This is a genomic window from Arthrobacter sp. Ha26, from assembly GCF_059091705.1.
The window spans coordinates 145,074-164,127 of the sequence record NZ_JBNHGX010000002.1 but is presented as its reverse complement, the minus strand read 5'-3'; the positions used below and the strand labels follow the sequence as shown (position 1 = coordinate 164,127).

At 66.5% G+C, this 19,054-nt stretch carries 15 protein-coding genes and 1 pseudogene; 8 read left to right on the top strand and 8 right to left on the bottom strand.

Going from position 1 to position 19,054, the window contains the following annotated elements:
* Positions 1 to 33 precede the first annotated feature (33 nt).
* From AC5RVY_RS06205 to AC5RVY_RS06195, 3 genes are all read right to left on the bottom strand, one after another.
* On the bottom strand, positions 34 to 1,104 hold the full coding sequence (locus AC5RVY_RS06205; RefSeq protein WP_493953845.1) for a DUF6707 family protein: 1,071 nt from the start codon (positions 1,102 to 1,104) through the stop codon (positions 34 to 36).
* Between the two features lie 87 nt (positions 1,105 to 1,191).
* Complete coding sequence (locus tag AC5RVY_RS06200; RefSeq protein WP_493953844.1) at positions 1,192 to 1,731, bottom strand: NUDIX hydrolase family protein; 540 nt, start codon at positions 1,729 to 1,731, stop codon at positions 1,192 to 1,194.
* A gap of 9 nt (positions 1,732 to 1,740) precedes the next feature.
* On the bottom strand, positions 1,741 to 2,475 hold the full coding sequence (locus tag AC5RVY_RS06195) for a VOC family protein (protein WP_493953843.1): 735 nt from the start codon (positions 2,473 to 2,475) through the stop codon (positions 1,741 to 1,743).
* 104 nt (positions 2,476 to 2,579) lie between these two features.
* Here AC5RVY_RS06195 and AC5RVY_RS06190 point away from each other — a divergent pair, with 104 nt between their 5' ends.
* From AC5RVY_RS06190 to AC5RVY_RS06180, 3 genes and pseudogenes are all read left to right on the top strand, one after another.
* Complete coding sequence (locus AC5RVY_RS06190) at positions 2,580 to 3,179, top strand: YdeI/OmpD-associated family protein (protein ID WP_493953842.1); 600 nt, start codon at positions 2,580 to 2,582, stop codon at positions 3,177 to 3,179.
* Positions 3,180 to 3,288: 109 nt separating this feature from the next.
* Positions 3,289 to 5,271, top strand: a complete 1,983-nt coding sequence (locus AC5RVY_RS06185) for a glycoside hydrolase family 32 protein (RefSeq protein ID WP_493953841.1) — start codon at positions 3,289 to 3,291, stop codon at positions 5,269 to 5,271.
* A 143-nt stretch (positions 5,272 to 5,414) separates the two neighbouring features.
* Positions 5,415 to 6,202, top strand: a pseudogene (locus tag AC5RVY_RS06180) (DUF222 domain-containing protein); the annotation flags it as partial.
* A 301-nt stretch (positions 6,203 to 6,503) separates the two neighbouring features.
* Here the strand turns inward: AC5RVY_RS06180 and AC5RVY_RS06175 are convergent.
* The 4 genes from AC5RVY_RS06175 to AC5RVY_RS06160 all read right to left on the bottom strand — a co-directional run bounded on the left by AC5RVY_RS06175 (position 6,504) and on the right by AC5RVY_RS06160 (position 11,779).
* Entirely contained in the window at positions 6,504 to 7,718 is a 1,215-nt protein-coding gene (locus AC5RVY_RS06175) for an ABC transporter ATP-binding protein (protein ID WP_493953840.1), read from the bottom strand.
* 14 nt (positions 7,719 to 7,732) lie between these two features.
* Positions 7,733 to 9,322 carry an ABC transporter permease gene (locus tag AC5RVY_RS06170; RefSeq protein WP_493953839.1) on the bottom strand — a complete coding sequence of 530 codons (1,590 nt, stop codon included), beginning with the start codon at positions 9,320 to 9,322 and terminating at the stop codon, positions 7,733 to 7,735.
* A 4-nt stretch (positions 9,323 to 9,326) separates the two neighbouring features.
* On the bottom strand, positions 9,327 to 10,391 hold the full coding sequence (locus AC5RVY_RS06165) for an iron ABC transporter substrate-binding protein (protein WP_493953838.1): 1,065 nt from the start codon (positions 10,389 to 10,391) through the stop codon (positions 9,327 to 9,329).
* 140 nt (positions 10,392 to 10,531) lie between these two features.
* Positions 10,532 to 11,779, bottom strand: coding sequence for a glycoside hydrolase family 76 protein (locus tag AC5RVY_RS06160; RefSeq protein ID WP_493953837.1), 1,248 nt, complete (start codon positions 11,777 to 11,779; stop codon positions 10,532 to 10,534).
* Between the two features lie 136 nt (positions 11,780 to 11,915).
* Between AC5RVY_RS06160 and AC5RVY_RS06155 the strand changes: the two genes are divergently transcribed.
* The gene (locus tag AC5RVY_RS06155) at positions 11,916 to 12,737 is read left to right on the top strand and encodes an SDR family NAD(P)-dependent oxidoreductase (RefSeq protein ID WP_493953836.1); all 822 of its coding nucleotides are present in this window, start codon (positions 11,916 to 11,918) and stop codon (positions 12,735 to 12,737) included.
* Positions 12,734 to 13,939 carry an acyl-CoA dehydrogenase family protein gene (locus AC5RVY_RS06150; protein ID WP_493953835.1) on the top strand — a complete coding sequence of 402 codons (1,206 nt, stop codon included), beginning with the start codon at positions 12,734 to 12,736 and terminating at the stop codon, positions 13,937 to 13,939. The genes AC5RVY_RS06155 and AC5RVY_RS06150 overlap by 4 nt, the downstream gene beginning before the upstream one ends.
* On the opposite strand, the gene AC5RVY_RS06145 is transcribed toward AC5RVY_RS06150, so the two are convergent.
* A complete protein-coding gene (locus AC5RVY_RS06145; RefSeq protein ID WP_493953834.1) occupies positions 13,936 to 14,763 on the bottom strand; it encodes a DUF1684 domain-containing protein in 828 nt (275 codons plus the stop codon). The genes AC5RVY_RS06150 and AC5RVY_RS06145 overlap by 4 nt on opposite strands.
* A 127-nt stretch (positions 14,764 to 14,890) precedes the next feature.
* Here AC5RVY_RS06145 and AC5RVY_RS06140 point away from each other — a divergent pair, with 127 nt between their 5' ends.
* From AC5RVY_RS06140 to ppc, 3 genes are all read left to right on the top strand, one after another.
* Entirely contained in the window at positions 14,891 to 15,580 is a 690-nt protein-coding gene (locus AC5RVY_RS06140; RefSeq protein WP_493953833.1) for an NADPH-dependent F420 reductase, read from the top strand.
* Between the two features lie 5 nt (positions 15,581 to 15,585).
* Positions 15,586 to 16,128, top strand: coding sequence for a hypothetical protein (locus AC5RVY_RS06135; protein ID WP_493953832.1), 543 nt, complete (start codon positions 15,586 to 15,588; stop codon positions 16,126 to 16,128).
* Between the two features lie 113 nt (positions 16,129 to 16,241).
* Positions 16,242 to 19,052: a phosphoenolpyruvate carboxylase gene (ppc, locus tag AC5RVY_RS06130; RefSeq protein WP_493953831.1), complete on the top strand. Its 2,811-nt coding sequence runs from the start codon at positions 16,242 to 16,244 to the stop codon at positions 19,050 to 19,052.
* The last annotated feature ends 2 nt before the right edge of the window (positions 19,053 to 19,054 follow it).

Below are 19,054 nucleotides of genomic sequence, written 5' to 3'. Positions count from 1 at the left end.
TGCCGGGTAGGGGTCATTTGTCCATAACGGAGGTCAGGCGCGGACGGCCTCAAGTTCGTTGCTGATGCGCCGCTCCAGCTCGCCCGTCCCGATGGTTTCCGAGCCGCCGTGCGCCCGGAGGAACAGCAGGGATTCGAGGCGCAGGAGCCGCCATTCCCGCTCGGCGTCGTGGTTGGAGTTGTCAATGGACCGGAAGATTTCCTTGTCGTACAGGTTGGGCTCGTTCAGTGAACGCTGCCGGACCTTGGCTGCCATCCTGGCCTTGAAGGGGTCCGTTTCCTGGTTTTCCGGCGTGCGGATCAGCTTCTCGTAGACCTCGGCCCGCTCCTCCTGGAGGTTCTGCCGGCAGATGTAGCTGGACAGCGCCAAGGAAGCTTCCACAGAGGCCCAGCGGCCGGGGTTGCCGTCATAGGGGAGGACGTTGAGCAGGTCCGCGACGGCCAGCGAGCCGTCCGCGTCCTTGAGGGTGACGAACAGTTCATGGGCGAGGTCGCTCAGGTCCTTCAGGCAGCTGCCCGACTTGAAGTTGACCCCCTTCGCCAGCCGGTCGGCCAGCAGCAGCACACCCTCCGCATCCGGGTGGGCCTCGGCCACGGCCTCCACCACCGATTCCGGAGTCCCCTTCGGCGCAGGAATCAGGGCAAGGTCCTCTTCGCTGGGACCGGTCGCCGCCGGGGGAACAGGGGGCAGGGGAGGTACGACGACGGCGGGAACCACGGGTGCCGCCGGGGCCTTTTCGCCGGGCTGCTGCTGCCGGGCTTCCTCCACGCTGCCAGCCCGGTCCGCAGGCGCGGCATGCACGGCAGGCGCGGCATCTCCGGCAGGGCCGGACACCTCGGCAGTCCTCGCAGGCAGTGGGAGCTGCGTTACGGCGTCGGCCGCTTCGCCCACCACCGTCACCGACGTGCCCACGGCGATACGCAAGGTCCCGCCGCCGGAGAGGCTGGCGAGGACCAGGGCGGGGGCGCCGAAATCGTCCTGCTCAAGCTCCACCTGGCGGATTTCCGCTGTCCGCTCACCGTCCGGCAGGAGGATGTAACTGCCGGGGGTCAGAGATCCAGCCTGCTGTTCGCTGTAGTTCCGGGCGGCTGGTGTTTCGGTCATGGGAGTCCTTAAGTTCTCTTGCGGTCCGCCCTACAGTCTACAAAGGAGGGCACCGGAAGTCGGGGACGCCGGGTGTTGCCGAGGGTGTCAGAAGCCCACGCCGGCGAAGGCGAGCGCCTGGCGGATCAGGCCGCCGCGCCCGCCGCTGAACTCCATCTGCACGCCGGGGCTCAACACTTCCTCAGGGGTCATCCAGGTCAGCTCGAGGGCGTCCTGGCGGGGTTCGCATTCGCCGGTCACGGGGATCACGTAGGCCAGGGACACTGCGTGTTGCCGGTCGTCGGTGAAGCCGGTCTGGGACGGGGCGGGGAAGTACTCCGCCACGGTGAAGGGGACCGGGCTGATGGGCAGCTGCGGGAACGCCAGCGGGCCCAGGTCCTTCTCCATGTGCCGGAGAAGGGCTGCGCGGATGGTCTCGCGGTAGATGACGCGCCCGGACACCAGCGAGCGGATCATGGTGCCGTCCTCATCGGCCTGGAGCAGGGTTCCCACTTCGTTGACGAAACCCAGGGGATCGAGCCGGACGGGCACAGCCTCGACATAAACCATGGGCAGCCGCCCGCGCGCCTCAAAGAGGTCTTCTTCGGAAAGCCAGCCGGGATTCGGGTCAGGGGTGCGCACGTTCATGCTTAAGTTCTACCCCATGCGGCGATGCTCGGAGATCCACACGGTCGCCGGGGCGTGCGCGGCGCCGGGCCCTGCGGCGTCCGGGTTGGCCACGTGGAGGGTGCTGCCGAAGGCCTCCTCGGTCATCCTTGCCTCAATTCCCGCGGAGGCGAGGCGTGCCTGCAATGGTGACAGGCCGCCGTCGTACTCAAAACCAATGCCTGAGCGCGGCGGGCCTGCGGCCGGGCGCACCAGAAGCACACCGCCGTTCTTGGCCGTGAAGTCGGCGGTTTCGTCCGCGTCAGGCACGGGGCGGGGGCGGGCGCCAATGTGGCGCAGCGTCCGGATTGCCGAGGCGGCGTCTTCGGTAAACCAGACCCCGACGACGGCGAGGGCCGGATCAGCGTCGGCGCACTGGGCGGTGTGGGCGGCTTTGCCCGCCAGGAAAGTGAACCCGTCCGGCGCCGTGATCCTGCAGGCTCCGCCGTGGTCCGTTGTGATTTCCGCAGGCGTGGTTCCCTCATCCTGGGCCGAGAGGTTGGTGCGGCGGGCGAACTCGGGCACATCGCCCACCTCCACGGCCAACGCCGTGGTTCCGTCCTCCGCTGCTCCTGCCGGGACCAATTGGAGGGCAAGGCGGCCGGACCCGGCGTCGAACACCTGCAGCCCGCCGTCACCCTCCGTCAGGACCAGGCCCAACGCCGTGAGCAGCCGTTCCCAGCCTTCGATCCGGGACGTGAAATGGAGCGGGCGGACGCGCAGCATGGTCTTTCCCCTTGTTTCGTGAAGCGGGTGTAAAGCCATGGTGCCACGGGAGGTGTCCGCCCGGCAGGGGTTGTGCCGCGGCAGTGCACAGGCAGAATAGGGCCATGGCTGTTGAACTCGAGGAGCTGCTGGTGCCCGATGCTGCCGCCTGGCGCGGCTGGCTGGAGGAAAACCACGGGACCAGTCCCGGGGTATGGCTGGTCCTGCACAAGAAGGGCGGGCAGGTGACGGCGCTGGACTATGCGGCGGCCCTGGACGAGGCGCTGTGCTTCGGCTGGATCGACGGCCAGGGCAAGAGCCGGGACGGCGAAAGTTCGCTTCAGCGGATGACTCCGCGTGGCCCAAAGAGTCCGTGGTCGGCCCGGAACGTCAGCCATGTGGCCCGGCTGGAGGCCGAGGGCAGGATGACCGAAGCCGGCTGGGCAGCCGTGAACGCGGCCAAGGAAGACGGCCGCTGGGACAAGGCTTATGAGGGGCAGGCGACGGCCGAGGTTCCGGCGGACCTGGCGGCGGCCATCGCGGCCGTCCCGGCTGCCCAGGCGATGTTCGATGTCCTCACCAAAACCAACCGCTTCGCCCTGATCTACCGGACCAACTCGGTGAAACAGGCGGCCACCCGTGAGCGGAAGATTGCCGGGTTTGTGGAGATGCTGGCCCGGGGCGAGGCGCCGTATCCGCAGAAGAAGCGTCCGGCCGGGATGTAACAGTATTGGGTCCTTGGGTTTGCCCGCGTAGGATGAATGGTTCAATTGCGCTGGTGCCGCCTCCTCATCCGGGGGCGGCATTTGTGTGTTCAGCGACGGAACGATAACCATGATCCGCAAACCTTTCCACATTCCCACCCGCGTGCTCCCGGGCCGACCCCTGTTGTGGGCCGCCGTGGCGGCCGTTGCCGCCCTGGTGGTGGTTCTCTCCCTGGTGCTGTGCGGCAATGCCGGAAACGAGCCGAACGCCACTGCAGGCCGTGTCCTTGGCAGTGTCGCAGCTGCCCAGGGCACGGCCCAGGAACGGACCGGTACTTACGCATCGTTATGGCTTAGGGGTGGCGACAAAACGCTGACGGAGCGCGGGGGCGAGGTTGCGGCCGGCGGCGCCGAGGACGTCCGCAGCATTGAGTGCGGCGGCGGCTGGCTGGCAGGGGTACGCGTGGAGGGCCAGGTTTTCCTGCGCAGCAGCATGGGCGACGGCGTGGGTCAGAATCCCGGGGACGTGCAGCTTCCCGAGTGCATCAGTTCCGAGGCAAGGGGTGCCTTGCTCGCGGACCTGGGCGTGGAGCGGACGTGGCCCGTGGCAGGCGCCGCCCAACTGGAGGCCCCTGCAGAGGACCCCGGTTACCGCCCGGCGTACCACCTCACCCCGGATCAGCGGTGGATGAACGATCCCCAGCGCCCATTCTTCCTGGACGGACTCTGGCACTACTACTACCTCTACAACGCCGACTACCCCGAAGGGAACGGCACCGAGTGGTTCCACGCCACCAGCACGGACCTGGTGCACTGGAAGAACGAGGGTGTGGCCATCCAGAAGTTCCGCAACGGGTTGGGGGACATCGAAACCGGTTCGGTGGTGGTGGATACCGAAGGCACAGCTGGCTTCGGCAAAGGGGCGGTGGTTGCGATCCTCACGCAGCAGCACGACGGCGTGCAGCGCCAATCCCTGTTCTACTCCACTGACAACGGGTACAGCTTCTCCAGCTACGAAGGGAATCCGGTCATGGACAACCCCGGAGCGGAGCACTGGCGCGATCCGCGGATCGTGCGCGACGAGGCCAACAAGCAGTGGTTGATGCTGCTCGCCGAGGGCCACAAGATCGGTTTCTACACATCGCAGGACCTGAAGCAGTGGAACTACGTTTCGGGCTTCGACCGGGAGGGCCTGGGCATCCTCGAGTGCCCGGACTTCTTCCAAATGGACGTCGACGGCGACCCCACCCGGCGGACGTGGGTGCTGGCTGCCAGCGCCAACGGGGCCGCGCAAGGCCGCACCACCGGCCTGGCCTACTGGACCGGCAACTGGGACGGCAAGGGTTTCACAGCGGACGGAGACCACCAGTGGCTCGACGCCGGACCGGACTTCTACGCTGCCGTCACGTGGGACGATCCACGACTTACCGACGGGCAGCGGAAGGCTTCCCGGCACGCGATCGGCTGGATGAACAACTGGGCCTATGCCCGCGAGCTGCCCACCAAGGACTGGTTCGGCGCGGCGTCAGTGGTGCGCGATATCCAGTTGAAGTCCGACGGCGGGCGGCCGGCTTTGGTCTCGAAGCCCACCCGTGCGCTGGAATCGTTGGAAGGCCCTGCGGCACCGGTTCCGGCGGGAGTGCTGACGGAAGATGGTGCGGTCCAGCCAGTTCCGGCCAGTGGGGCGTTCAAGGTTGACCTCGAACTGGAGAGGCCTGTATCCGGGTCCGGCGAAGCCCGGGTCCTTCTGCAAAGCGGCGGGAAGGCATACGCCACCGTGGGCTACGACTTCGCCGCCGGCAAGGCCTTTGTTGCCCGGGACGGTGACGAGGTTGCAGGCGGCGCCCGCCCGGATGCTTCGGGTGGCAAAGCGGCAGCGCAGGATACCTACCGACAAGTCTCCACAACAGAGGGCGATCCGGGACGTGACTCCGTCCGCCTGACTGCATACGTGGACCGGTCCTCGGTGGAAGTTTTTGTGGATGGCGGCAGGCAGACGCTAACATCGCTGGTCTTCCCGCCGTCCGGCGCCAAGGACGTGCGGCTCACTGCGGCGGGCGGGCCCGTGACCGTGAAGAGTGGATCGGTCACGCCCTTCGCAAGTATCCGCTGACGGGCTTGGGCGAGGACCACCAATCGCCTTGGAGAACGCGTGACGAGTACCCATTCCCGTTATCCACATAGCCGCTTTGGCATCTCATTCTTGTCAGTGGTCGCTGGCAAACTGGCTGTATGGAATGGGCGAAGAGGTCAAGCATGCTGCTGGTGGAGCCAAAACGCGACGCCGTCCCGGCTGCAGCGCTTCCGGCCAGTTCGAGCCTTCGGGTTCAGGACCTGATCACTGGGATCCGGACGTTGAAGCCGGCAACTGACAGTGCCGGCCTGATTGACCAAATGCGCGGCCTTGAGGAATTGAAGTCAGCTGCTGCTGCCGCCCAGGCCAGAATTGCGGTTGCATTTGATATAGCCCAACACCGGGAGCAGGCCGAAGCCGGAGTTCCGGAATCGGAGCAGGGGCAGGGGGTCGCAGCGCAGATCGCGCTCGCGCGGAGGGAGTCGCCCGCACGCGGCGGCCGTTTCCTGGGTGTGGCGAAGGCCTTGGTCACGGAGATGCCGCATACCTTCAGGGCACTGGATACAGGCCAGCTTAATGAGTGGCGTGCCACCCTCGTGGTGAAGGAAACGGCTTGCCTCAATGCTACGGACAGATGCGCCGTGGATGAGGAGCTCGCCGCTGACACCGGGACATTCACTGGTGCCGGAGACCGTGCCGTTACTGCCGCTGCCAAGGCCGCGTCCTACCGCCGGGATCCCCATTCGGTGACCCAGCGGGCAAGCCATGCGGCAGCCGAGCGGGGCGTGAGTCTGCGCCCGGCGCCGGACACCATGTCGTACTTCACCATGCTGCTTCCGGTTGCACAGGGAGTGTCGGCCTACGCAGCGCTGACGCGGCTTGCCGATACCCTGCGGTCGGAGGGGATCAGCGCTCGCGGGGCAATATCATGGCCGATGCCGCTGTCGAACGGATCACCGGGCTGGGCGGTTGTCGCGCGTCCCGGCCCACGGCACAAAATCACCTACCGGACCCCGACGGGCCACACCTATGAATCCACAGCACCGCCGCTACCGGGAACCCGTGTTACACGGAAGGACTCACACCCGTCTGAGCCGGTAAAGCTTAGGGCTGGACGCGTTCGAAGCCCAGGCATGCCCTTCGGCTAGTCGGGGCGGTCGGTGGACGCCCGGCAACCCCCTGGCTTGGCGGTCGAGCCTCATTCCGGTCACTCCCGCGTGGCGGCCGATTTGCGGCGAAGGCCCGAGCCTCCGCAGCCTGCCGCCGCCCGTTTAGGGTTCGATGGGGAAGGCGACGCCTTCGCCCACAACCCGGAGGCACAGCTCCATGCCGGGCCGCGCGATGGAGGCGTTCCAGTGCCGAATGGTGATGATCTCGCCGCCGCCCGGGTAGCGGTGGTCTGCCCCGCTGGCCAGTTCGGGAGGAACGGCGAGCTTTAGCCGCACGGTGGTTTCCGGGCCGAAGTAGTCGGTGTCCACCACCACGCCGCGGATGGGGCCGTCCTCTGCGATGCGGATCTGCTCGGGCCGCAGCATCAGCTGAACCCGGCCCTGTGAGGGCGGCCGACGGACGGGGATGCCGCCCAGCGAACAGGTGGCGAGCGAGCCCTCCATCCAGGCGTCGAGGATGACGGCGTCTCCCAGGAACTCGGCGGTGGCGCGGTCAGCGGGGCGGGTGTAAACCACAAACGGGTTACCGATCTGCGCCAGCTTTCCGCCGCGCATCACCGCAACCTGGTCGGCGAAGGACAAAGCCTCGGCCTGGTCGTGGGTCACCAGGATGGTGGTGACGCCGGCCTTGTTCAGGACGTTCGCCACAGCCCGCCTCGTAGCTACGCGCAGTCCGGCGTCAAGGGCTGAGAACGGCTCGTCCAACAGCATCAGTTCGGGCTCACGGGCAAGGGCGCGGGCCAGGGCAACGCGCTGCTGCTGGCCGCCCGACAACTGGTGGGGCCGCCTTTTCGCCATGTCCGGATCCAGGGACACCATCTCCAGCAGTTCGCGGATACGCCCGGCGACGGCACGGCGCCCGCGTCCCAGCTTGGCTGAATCGAGCTTGGCCGGGTCAAGCCCGAAGGCAACGTTCTGGCCCACGGTGAGATGGGGGAACAGGGCGCCGTCCTGGGCCACGTAGCCAATGTGCCGTTTGTGCGCCGGTACCCACGCGCCGTCTCCGGCAACCTTCGCACCGTTCAGCGAAATGCTGCCGGTGACCGGATGGTCAAACCCGGCGATCAGGCGGAGCAGCGTGGTTTTCCCCGAGCCGGAGGGACCAACGATTGCCGTGGTTCCACCCCGGGCCACGGAAAGATTGACGCCTTTCAGCACCGACTGGCTGCCGAAGTTCCGCGTGACGTCCGTGATCACCAGGTGGCTGTCCGTGGAGGTCGCTACCGAGGGCGCGACCCGCGGCTCCGGCAGCCGCGAGGGCGCGTTGTCGACCGGCGCCTTCTCGAGAGGTGCCTTGCGGATCGGGGCTTGTTCCATCGGCGCTTGTTCGATCACTGTCCGGCTACTTTCTTGGACTGCTGGAAGAGGAGGTAGGACATGGGGGCGGACAGCAGGATCATCAGCAGGGCGTAGGGAGCCGCTCCCGCGTAGTCGATCTCGCTGCTCTTGCTCCAAAACTCGGTTGCCAGCGTGCGCGTCCCGTTGGGGGACAGGAGCAGGGTAGCTGTGAGCTCATTGGCGATGGCCAGGAAAACCAGGGCAGCCCCGCCGGCGGCCGCGGGGGCGGTGAGCCGCAGTGTGACCCTGATGAACGCAGACAACGGTGGCTTGCCCAGTGCCTGTGCGGCCTCATCGAGTTCCTTGGGCGCCTGGGCCAGCCCGGCACGAAGGTTGACCAGTGCCCTGGGGAGGAACAGCAGGACGTAGGCCGCCACCAGCAACCCAGCGGTTTGGTACATCCCCGGCACGGCCCGGATGCTCACGGTCACGAACGCCAGCCCCACCACGATGCCCGGCAACGAGCTGGTGATGTAGTTGGAGAGTTCGAGGGATTTGCTGAACCAGCCGGGGTGCCGGACGGCCAGATAGGCCATGGGGAAGGCCACTACCGTGGTGGCAACTGCCCCCGCCAGGCCGTAACCCAGCGTGGCCAGCAGGGCCGGGAGGAACTCGTCGGCGGTCCACACCCCGGATCCGCCCGCCACGACCCACCGCACCACGAAGTACAGGGGCAGCCCCACCGCCAGCGCGGTCAGAGCCAGCAGGAAGGCCTGCGCCGGAACCTGGTATCCGCGCAGCGGCAAACGCAGGGCCCTGGCCTGGGCGCCGGATCCGATCCGGGCATACCGGGCCGTGCCGCGGCTGCGGACTTCGGCCAGGAGCAGGAGGAGGCAGAACAACACCAGGACGCTGGCCAGCATGTTTCCGGCGGCGCCGTTGAAGGTGGACTGGTACTGCACCATGATGGCCGTGGTGAATGTGTCGAAGCGGATCATGGCGAACGCCCCGTACTCGGCCAGCAGGTGCAGCGCCACCAGGAGCGCACCGCCCGTCATGGCGATGCGGAGCTGGGGAAGCACCACCCGGAAGAACGTCCGCCAGGCACCGAGTCCCAACGCAGCTGCCGACTGTTCGATGGCCGGATCAAGCCGGCTGAGGGACGCGGCAGCGGGGATATACACCAGCGGGAAGTAGGACAGCGTGGCGATCAGGATGCCCGATCCCAGCCCACCAAGGGAGGGAACGGCGGAGACCCAGCCGTAGCTGTTGACGAAGGCGGGGATCGCCAAGGGGGCAGCCAGGAGTACCGCCCAGATCCTGCGGCCGCGCAGCGTGGTCCGCTCAACCAGCCACGCGCCCGCCACGCCCAGCAACAGGCAAAGCGGAACAGTGGCAGCCATCAGCAGGACGGTGTTCAGCAGCAGTTCCAGCACACGCGGCCGGAAGATGAGTTCGACGGCGGTGTCCCAGCCGGTTGCCACCGTCATGTACACCACGTACCCCAGCGGGACGACGGAAAAGAGGGCGATCAGCACCGCCAGTACGGCTACGGCAGAAACGCCGAAAGGCGGGCGGGGGCTGGTGCCCCGGCCCGCCGTCGTCGTGCTCCTTGAAGGGGGAGCCGATAGATCGGAAGTCACGAAATTACAGGAGTCCTGCCTTGGTCATCAGGTCGGTGACCTTCTCGGAGTTCAGCTTGGCGGGGTCCACGGTGGGAGCCTGCAGGTCCGTGATGGGGACCAGCTTCTCGTTAGCGGGGACATCAGACGCAATGGCGTACTCGAAGGAGGTGCCGTTCTTCAGGACTTCCTGGCCCTTCTTGCCGGTGATGAACTTCAGGAAAGCCTGTGCTGCTTCCTGATTCTTGGAGGTCTTCAGAACGCCGCCGCCGGAGATGGAGACGAAAGCGCCCGGATCCTGGTTCTTGAAGTAGTACGGCGCGACGTTCTTGGAGTTCTCGCCGGTCTTGGCCTGGTCGCCGTAGTAGTAGTAGTGGTAGATCAGTGCAGCGTCCACTTCACCGGCATTGACAGCCTTCATGGCGGTGCTGTTGCCCTTGTAGGCCTTGAAGTTTTCCTTCATGCCTGTCAGCCATTCCTCTGTGGCGGCCTCGCCCTTGAGTTCGAGCAGTGCCGAAACAATGGCCTGGAAGTCCGCGCCGGTGGGCGAAGCGGCCCACTTGCCCTTCCATTCCGGCTTCGCCAGGTCGAGCATCGACTTGGGGAGCTGGTCCTCGGTCAGCTTGGCCTTGTCGTACACCAGCACGGTGGAGCGGGCAGCGATGCCGGTCCACTTTCCGGTGGAGGGGCGGAACTCTTCGGGGACCTGCTCCGCGGTGGCCTTGTCCACATCCGCAAAGAGGTCTGCGTTTTCAACCTGGGTCATGGCCGGGGAGTTCTCCGTGAGGAACACATCCGCCGGGGACGCCGCGCCTTCCTGGATGATCTGGTTGGACAGCTCAGTGTCCGAACCCTGGCGCATGGTGACCTTGACGCCCGTCTCGGCCGTGAAAGCGTCGATCCATTCCTTGGTGAGGCTTTCGTGCTGGGCGTTGTAGACCGTGATTTCGCCGGAGGACGCGCCGCCGGAAGCGGAGGCGGCAGATGAACGGGTGGAGGCGGGTGTGCCGCTGCCGGCGCAGGCGGTCAGGCCGAGTGCGGCGCTGGCGGCGAGGGCAATGCCGGCCAGTGCGCTGTTGCGAATCTTCATTGAGGGCGCTGCTTTCTGGGAAAGTTTGAGGCGGACCACGGTCCCTGCGAGCCCTTGGGAAGGGAAGCTCACCTCTGGAACTGTAGGGTAGGCAAACCTAAGACGAAAGCCGGAAAGCGCTTAAAGTGACAAGTGTCACATCAATTACGGAACTGTTGCATGTCGTAATTGAGGGCAGCTATGAATGCGGCCGCTTCGATGGCCATCCACGCCTGCAGCTGTGTGGAGAGTTCGACGGCGGCACCGCCCTGGGAGGTCGCGTCACCGGCGTGTGCAGCGTGGCTTGGAAAAATGAGGCTTTCGGGCCTGTCCTTGGGGCGGGTCCCATTGCCCGGGGAGGCAGGCCGCCTTCCTGCCCAGAAAGCGTCCGCCGTGTTGGTAACCAGCCTCGCGGCAGTGGCCCGGGTCCCTTGGGAAAGCCGTGGATCGGCAGCGGCGATTGCAAGGTAACGGCACAGGATTCCGGTGAACAGGCCGCCGTCGCCTGTTCCCTCGCAACGCAGGACCCGCGGCTGGCTCTCTGGCGCCCCGCTGCCATCACCCCCTGGCGCCGGAACGGTCAGCCGGCGCTCCACGGCGTCCACCAGCGTGGCGGCCCTGGCGAGGTTTGACTCTCTGCCCAGCTCCAGCAGCGCCCCCAGGACCGGGCCCTGGTTGTAGGTGTAGACGGCCCGCTCGATCAGCACGCTCCCGTCCGGGCCGGGCCGGGCCCCGTCGAGGTACATGCCCAGCTCCGGGTCGAAGAGGGTGGCGTCCAGCCAGTCCAGCAACTGCTGCGCCCTGGCCCTCTGCCCCGTGCGGGCGTAGAAGAGGGCTACGGGTGCGGTGGCGGGGGTGTTCTTGAAGTCGCGTTTTTTGCTCCAGAAGGAACCACCGCCCAAATCGTCGGTGCAGGCGGCCTTGAACTGGAGGGTTAGCGATCTGCGGACCGCAGCGTTGCGCCGCCGCCCGGGCCGGCGCGTTTCCTCGGCCAGTGCGTCCAGCCGGAGGGTGGCGAGGGCAAGCCAGGCCATGTCGTCGTAGTAGTTGTTGACGAACGTCAGGGCGTTGCGCAGCCGGATTCCGGTGACCAGCCGGGAGGCCAGCCTTCCGGCGCTGGGATGGTCCGCGCCGTTGAAGCGTGCGGCGGGGGTGGCGCCGTTGCCCAGTTCCCGTCGGCCCGCATCCACGAGGCAGTCAACGTAGTGGGCCTGCCACCAGTAGTGCCACGGCCGTCGCAACCTGCTTTTGAAGTCGGAGCGCCAATCCGGAACGGGCCATTGAACAGCGCCAAGGTGTGTGCCCGGCAGGAAGAACAGCTTCCTGCCGAAGAGTGTGGTGACGGACCGTGCGGCCTCGTTGGCCCTTTCGTGCCAGTCAACGGGCGTGGAAGCATCCGCGGGAGTCATGGTTTCCACCCTAGCCGGGGCCGGTGCGGGCCCGGGGAAAGGCGGGTTAGTGCGGGGACGCGGAAATTTCAGTTAACATTCACTAACTAACGCTTCGCGCACTGCTGCCGGAGCGGGCCCGCATCAAGGAGGATGTATGGACGTCACAGGCAACGTTGCGTTGATCACAGGGGGTGCCTCGGGGCTGGGTGCGGCTACCGCCCGCAGGCTGTTCGACGGCGGCGCTTCAGTGGTGCTCATCGACCTCCCCTCCTCAGCAGGCGAGGCGTTCGCCGCGGAGCTGAACGGCGGAAACCCAAACGGCGGAAACCCAAACGGCGGAAACTCAGGGAATTCCGCCCTGTTTGTGCCCGCGGACGTGACCAGTGAAGCGCAGGTGCAGGCCGCCGTCGACGCCGCAGCACGGCTTGGCCCGCTGCGCATCGTGGTGAACTGTGCCGGCGTCGCAACCCCCGGCAAAGTGCTGGGCCGGGACGGTGTGCTCCCGCTGGAGGCGTTCAACCGGGTCATCCAGGTCAACCTTGTAGGGACGTTCAACGTGCTGCGGCTGGCAGCCGCCGCCATGGCAGCCAACCCGCCGGCCAGCACGGAACTGGGGGGACCGGAACGCGGCGTCATCATCAACACCGCCTCGGTAGCTGCCTTCGAAGGGCAGATCGGGCAGCCCGCCTACGCTGCTTCCAAAGGCGCCGTGGCTGCGATGACACTGCCCATCGCGCGGGAGCTGGCCCGCTCGCTGGTGCGGGTGGTCACCATCGCGCCCGGGATCTTCGAAACGCCCATGATGGCCGGGCTGCCGCAGGAAGCGCAGGACTCCCTCGGCGCGCAGGTGCCGCACCCCTCCCGCCTGGGCAAACCCGCCGAGTACGCCAACCTCGTGGCGCACATCGTGGATAACGCCATGCTCAACGGCGAGACCATCCGGCTGGACGGCGCCATCCGGATGGGGCCGAAATGACCACCACGGGAACCCTTACCCTGCCCCCGGCGGACTTCTTCGCCGTCGAATCCCTGCTGAACCAGGCGGAACGGGACAAGCTGGCCGAACTGCGGGCCTTCCTTGCCGCGGAGATTGCCCCCTATGCCGGCGACTGGTGGAACAAGGCCGAGTTCCCCGCGCACATCCTGCCCAAGCTCGCGGCCCTGCAGCTCAGCACGCCTGCCCAGCGCGGCTACAGCCACCTGTTTGCCGGCCTGGTGATCGCCGAGATGACCCGCGTGGACACGTCCATTGCCACCTTCTTCCTGGTCCACCACGATCTCTTCGTCGAGTCGCTCTACGCCTTCGGCAGCGAGGACCAGAAGCAGCGGCTGCTCGATGACGCCTCAAACCTGCGCATCACCGGTGCGTTCGCCCTCACCGAACCGAACCACGGCTCCGACGTGGCCGGCGGCATGGAAACGCGCGCCCGGCGGATATCTGCAGTAACGGGCAGCTCCGACGACGGCGGCGACACATGGGTGCTCAACGGCGCCAAGCGGTGGATCGGCAACGGGACGTTCTGCGACTACATGCTGGTGTGGGCGCGGGACGAGGCAGACGGGGCGGTGCGGGGCTTCATCGTCGATGCCACCTTGCCCGGGGTTACCCGGACGCGGATCGAAAACAAGATCGCGCTGCGCACGGTGCAGAACGCGGACATCGTCTTCGACAACGTCATGGTGGCGGAAGCGGACCGCTTCGCCGCCATCAGCAGCTTTGAAGACACCAACGAGCTGCTGCGCGGCTCGCGCATCATGGTGGCCTGGCAGACGGTGGGCCAGCAACTGGCGGCGTTCGACGTCGCCCGGCAGTACGCTGTAGAACGCCACCAGTTCGGCCGCCCGCTGGCACAGTTCCAGCTGGTCCAACAGCAGCTGGTGACCATGCTGGGCAATGCCGTGGCGAGTATGGGCATGATGGCCGGCCTGGCCAGGCTGCAGGACGACGGCATGGCGGACATGCCGCGGGTGGCCCTGGCCAAGTCCTACCTGAGCGCCCGCATGCGCGAGACCGTGGCGCTGGGCAGGTCCATCCTGGGCGGAAACGGGATCGTCACCGACTACCGGATGGCGAAGATCTTTTCGGACGCCGAGGCCATCTACACCTACGAGGGATCGTTCGAAATCAATACCCTGATCGTGGGGCGGGCTGTCACCGGGCTTTCGGCGATTGTCTAGTCCCCGCCCGGATACGGCTGCATCTCGCCCGCCTCCACACGCACGTCCAGGAAGTTGTTCTTCACCGGCATGGGGCATGTTCCGTACGGAGTGAAGGCGCTGGGGTAGTTGATGGCACGGTTGAAATCCAGGACCACCGAGCCATCCGGCCGGGGACGGGGCACAGCGAGCTTGCGCCAGTCATCAGTGGTTTCGCCGTTGGTTTCATCATGGAACGTGACGGTCAACGCCCCGAGTTTTTCCTCCTCTGCCTGCAGCCGCATGGCGTGGGGACTGCCCGGAACACGGAAGACAACCTCGCCCACCGTCCGGTGGATGCCGTCCACCAAGGGGTTGGCCGTGGCAATCGGCACCTCCACAGGCTCCGGATAGGGCTCGAACCTGCCAACAACTTCCCAGTCCGGGTTGTAGCCGTAGGTGGGGACGCCGCGGAACTCCGTGAAAACAGGGGATGCAGCGTCCCGGGTGCGGATGGCATACCGGCCTCCCCGCATTGCCAGCTCAACCACCACCCGGTCGCCGTCCTGGCCACCGAACCGGACCCACATCAAGGACTCTTCGTCCGCCAGCACCGCCGAAATGGTCCCGTCCACCGGCTGTCCCGTCTCCACCAGCCACAACCCGTCCGCGGGCACTGCGGTGAGTGCCGCAGTCGTGCCGTCCGTGGACCAGAGCCCGGGCACCAGGTCGACGGCGGCCGGCGAGTTTTCGAGCCACTGGAAGGAGGTGAGGGTCAGCCAGCCGTGCGGGGCTGCCAGGGCTTTGTTCCGGTTGTCGCGGAAGCGCTGCCAGCGCTCCACCTTGGCTGCTGGAGAAGTGCTCATGGTTCCCTTCGGAGGTTCGTGGTGCGTCGGCTACAACGGTGCAGCGCCGGCATTCATTCCGGCCGGCGCCCCTGCGGAGTATCGTCTGACCCACTGCCCGGTCATTCCGTCCAGCAAGGGAGTCGTTATGAAAATTGCCGTCCTTGGTACCGGCAGCGTGGGCCGCACGCTGGCAACGGCCCTGAACCAACGTGGCCACGAGGTGGTGGTGGGAACCCGGGATCCGGACGCCACCGCCGCCAGGACGGAGAAGGACGCGCGGGGGACATCACCGTTCAGCGAATGGCAGGCCGGAAACCCGGATATCGAACTGAAAACGTTCGGTGAAGCCGCCGGAGCCGCAGAACTGGTGGTGAATGCGACCAACGGCGCCAAAGCCCTCGAAGCCCTTGGTTCGGCGGGCGCGGCCAGGCTTGCCGGGAAGGTCTTGATGGATGTGTCCAATGCGCTGGATTTCTCGCAGGGCATGCCGCCGGTCCTCAACCCGGTGAATACGGACAGCCTGGGGGAGAGGATCCAGCGGGCCTTCCCCGGCGCCCGGGTAGTGAAGACACTCAACACGATGAACGCCCGGCTGATGGTGGACCCCGCCGGGCTGGCAGGCGGAGGACACTCAGTCTTTGTCTCCGGCGATGATGCCACGGCCAAGGCTGTGGTCACGGGGTTGCTGAAGGAACTGGGGCACCTGGACATCATCGATCTTGGTGACATCACCACTGCCCGCGGTGCCGAGATGGTGATGCCGCTCTGGCTCCGCCTCTATGCTGCGCTTGGCACAGTGGATTTCAACTTTAAGGTTGTCCGCACTGTTGAATAGGTGGCGTGGACATCGTGGCAGCAGTAAGCACCGAGTGGCTCAAGGCACTGACCTGGATTGCCGCCTTCATCTGCGGGGCGGCGATGCTTGTGTGGCGGCGGGGCCGGCCGGACCAGGCGGTGCTGGTGTCCCTGGTGGCGTTGACGGCCGCCAGCGTGGGCTCCGGCATTTACGTCCTGAACCACGTGGGTGACGGTCGCTGGGGCAGCGGCGGGCAGGAACTCCGCCCGCCACATCTGTCCGGTGCACCGGTGGTGGGTGACTTCCTGGCGCCCCTTGAAGGGATGCTTGGAGACATGGCGGACGGCGTCAACGGCTTTATGGACTTCCAGGCCGCGCTTCCGGTGGCGCTGGGGTTTTTCGCCGCGGCCGGCTGGGCTTTTGCCGCCTCCATACCGGCGGGCCTCCTGGTCCTGACGCTCAACATGCGTGCGGCCAGGCGGCGTAATGTGGAATTCGCCGCCTACGGCAACGAATTGGCCGGCCTGCGGGCGGAACTGGAGCGTGTCAAGCGGTATGTAGGGTTTCCGGCGGACGACATTTTTTGAGATGGATTCCCCGGGGACGCCGCCCTGCGGGTAGCATCTTTAGCTAGTAACGTGGCTCACAGTATCCAGCGCAGTGTACGAGCCAAGTCCGAAACCCTCGAAAGATTGCTTCCATGGCTCACACTGCAGCACATCCCGAATCAGACCTCGCCTCCGAACTGAGGGCAGACGTCCGCCGTGTCTCCACGCTCCTGGGCGAATCCCTGGTCCGCCAGCACGGCCCGGAACTCCTGGACCTCGTGGAGCAGGTCCGCCTCCTCACCAAGGAATCCAAAGAAGCCGCGCGCGGCGGCGCTGATGCCACCGGCCCGTGGAGTGCGCACGACGTCGTTGCGCAGGTCCGCGAACTCCTCGGCTCCCTGCCCATCGAGCAGGCCACCGACCTGGTGCGTGCCTTCGCTTTCTACTTCCACCTCGCCAACGCCGCCGAGCAGGTCCACCGGGTGCGCGGTTTGCGGACCCGCGCGGAAAAGGACGGCTGGCTGGCCAAGACCGTCAACGAGATTGCCGACCAGGCAGGGCCCGGCGTCCTGCAGGAAGTAGTCAACGGGCTTGATGTCCGGCCCATCTTCACGGCGCACCCCACCGAGGCTTCCCGCCGTTCGGTGCTGGACAAGATCCGGAAGCTGTCCGATGTGCTGGCCCAGCCCACTGCCGAGGGCACCACGGCGCGCCGCCGCCAGGACCGCCAGCTGGCCGAAATCATCGACCAGATGTGGCAGACCGATGAGCTCCGGCAGGTCCGGCCCACCCCGGTGGACGAGGCCCGCAACGCCATCTACTACCTGGGCGGGATCCTCACCGACGCCATGCCCGAAATGCTGGCCGAATTCTCCGAACTGCTGGGCGAGCACGGTGTCAGCCTCGCCTCCAAGGAAGCTCCCATCCGATTCGGCTCCTGGATCGGCGGCGACCGCGACGGAAACCCGAACGTCACCGCGGCCGTCACCCGGGAAATCCTGCAGATCCAGAACCAGCACGCCGTCCGGATCAGCATCGCCATGATCGATGAACTGATCTCCATCCTCTCCAACTCCACCGCGCTCGCCGGGGCGGACAAGCAACTGCTGGAGTCCATCGAGGCGGACCTGAAGAAGCTGCCGGGCCTGGACCGCCGGGTCCTCGAACTGAATGCGCAGGAGCCTTACCGGCTGAAGCTCACCTGCATCAAGGCCAAGCTCATCAACACCGGCAAGCGCGTGGCCGCCGATTCCAACCACGAGCACGGCCGGGATTACAACGGCACCGACGAACTCCTGGCTGACCTGGAACTGCTGGAGCTTTCGCTCCGCAACCACTCGGCGTCGCTGGTTGCGGACGGTGCCCTGGCCCGCGTCCGCCGCGCCATCGCCTCCTTCGGCCTGCACCTGGCCACGCTGGACATCCGCGAACACGCAGACCACCACCACGACGCCGTAGGGCAGTTGATGGACAGGATCGGCGGCCCCGGGCTCCGCTACGCAGAACTGAGCCGCGAGGAACGCTTCGAAGTGCTCGGCGCCGAACTTGCCTCCCGCCGTCCGCTGTCCGGCCACCCGATCAAGCTCGACGGCGCTGCTGACGGCACGTACGACGTCTTCCGCGAGATCCGCCGGGCTTTGCGCACGTACGGCCCGGATGTCATCGAGACCTACATCATCTCCATGACCCGCGGCGCAGACGACGTCCTCGCGGCCGCCGTCCTGGCCCGCGAAGCCGGCCTGGTGAACCTCTTCGGTGAGAAGCCCTACGCAAAGATCGGGTTCGCGCCCCTGCTGGAAACGGTGGAGGAGCTCCGCGCCTCGGCCGAGATCGTGGACCGGCTCCTGTCCGATCCGTCCTACCGCGAACTGGTGCGGCTGCGCGGCGACGTCCAGGAAATCATGCTGGGCTACTCGGACTCCAACAAGGAGTCCGGCGTGATGACCAGCCAGTGGGAAATCCACAAGACCCAGCGCAAGCTGCGGGACGTTGCCGCCAAGCACGGCGTCCGCGTGCGCCTCTTCCATGGCAGGGGCGGATCCGTGGGCCGTGGCGGCGGTCCCACCTACGACGCCATCCTGGCCCAGCCCAACGGCGTCCTGGAAGGCGAAATCAAGTTCACCGAGCAGGGCGAAGTCATCTCTGACAAGTACTCGCTGCCCGAACTGGCCCGCGAAAATCTCGAACTGTCCCTCGCCGCAGTGCTCCAGGGTTCGGCCCTGCACCGGGATCCCCGGACCTCCGCGGACCAGCGCGAACGGTACGGGCACGTCATGGAAACCATTTCCGATGCCGCCTTTGACCGGTACCGGAAGCTGATCGACGACCCCGACCTGCCGGCCTACTTCATGTCCTCCACTCCCGTGGAGCAGCTGGGCTCGCTGAACATCGGCTCCCGGCCCTCAAAGCGCCCGGATTCCGGTGCCGGGCTGGGCGGCCTGCGTGCCATTCCCTGGGTGTTCGGCTGGACCCAGTCCCGGCAGATCGTGCCCGGCTGGTTCGGCGTCGGGTCGGGGCTCAAGGCTGCCCGCGAGGCCGGCAACTCCGCGCAGCTGGTGGAGATGTGGGAGAACTGGCACTTCTTCCGGTCCGTGCTCTCCAACGTGGAGATGACGCTCGCCAAGACTGACATGGACATTGCCGGGTACTACGTCTCCACCCTGGTCCCGGAAGAACTGCACCACATCTTCCGTGCCATCCGCGAGGAGTACGAGCTGACCGTGGCCGAGGTCCAGAACCTCACCGGGGAGCGTCTGCTCCTGGACGCCCAGCCCACCTTGAAGCGCTCGCTCGAGATCCGCGACCAGTACCTGGATCCGATCAGCTACCTGCAGGTGGAACTGCTCCGCCGCGTCCGCACCGAAAGCGGAACCATCAGCGGGGCAGAGATCGACGAACGCCTCCAGCGGGCCATGCTCATCACCGTGAACGGCGTGGCGGCGGGCCTGCGCAACACCGGCTGACC

Bases quoted from the DNA above. Each gene is read 5' to 3' on its own strand.
- AC5RVY_RS06150 (WP_493953835.1), top strand. From the start codon at position 12,734: ATGACCACCACGGGAACCCTTACCCTGCCCCCGGCGGACTTCTTCGCC.
- AC5RVY_RS06140 (WP_493953833.1), top strand. From the start codon at position 14,891: ATGAAAATTGCCGTCCTTGGTACCGGCAGCGTGGGCCGCACGCTGGCA.
- AC5RVY_RS06165 (WP_493953838.1), bottom strand. From the start codon at position 10,391: ATGAAGATTCGCAACAGCGCACTGGCCGGCATTGCCCTCGCCGCCAGC.
- AC5RVY_RS06155 (WP_493953836.1), top strand. From the start codon at position 11,916: ATGGACGTCACAGGCAACGTTGCGTTGATCACAGGGGGTGCCTCGGGG.
- AC5RVY_RS06185 (WP_493953841.1), top strand. From the start codon at position 3,289: ATGATCCGCAAACCTTTCCACATTCCCACCCGCGTGCTCCCGGGCCGA.
- AC5RVY_RS06190 (WP_493953842.1), top strand. From the start codon at position 2,580: ATGGCTGTTGAACTCGAGGAGCTGCTGGTGCCCGATGCTGCCGCCTGG.
- AC5RVY_RS06205 (WP_493953845.1), bottom strand. From the start codon at position 1,104: ATGACCGAAACACCAGCCGCCCGGAACTACAGCGAACAGCAGGCTGGA.
- AC5RVY_RS06195 (WP_493953843.1), bottom strand. From the start codon at position 2,475: ATGCTGCGCGTCCGCCCGCTCCATTTCACGTCCCGGATCGAAGGCTGG.
- AC5RVY_RS06175 (WP_493953840.1), bottom strand. From the start codon at position 7,718: ATGGAACAAGCCCCGATCCGCAAGGCACCTCTCGAGAAGGCGCCGGTC.
- AC5RVY_RS06200 (WP_493953844.1), bottom strand. From the start codon at position 1,731: ATGAACGTGCGCACCCCTGACCCGAATCCCGGCTGGCTTTCCGAAGAA.
- AC5RVY_RS06160 (WP_493953837.1), bottom strand. From the start codon at position 11,779: ATGACTCCCGCGGATGCTTCCACGCCCGTTGACTGGCACGAAAGGGCC.
- ppc (WP_493953831.1), top strand. From the start codon at position 16,242: ATGGCTCACACTGCAGCACATCCCGAATCAGACCTCGCCTCCGAACTG.
- AC5RVY_RS06145 (WP_493953834.1), bottom strand. From the start codon at position 14,763: ATGAGCACTTCTCCAGCAGCCAAGGTGGAGCGCTGGCAGCGCTTCCGC.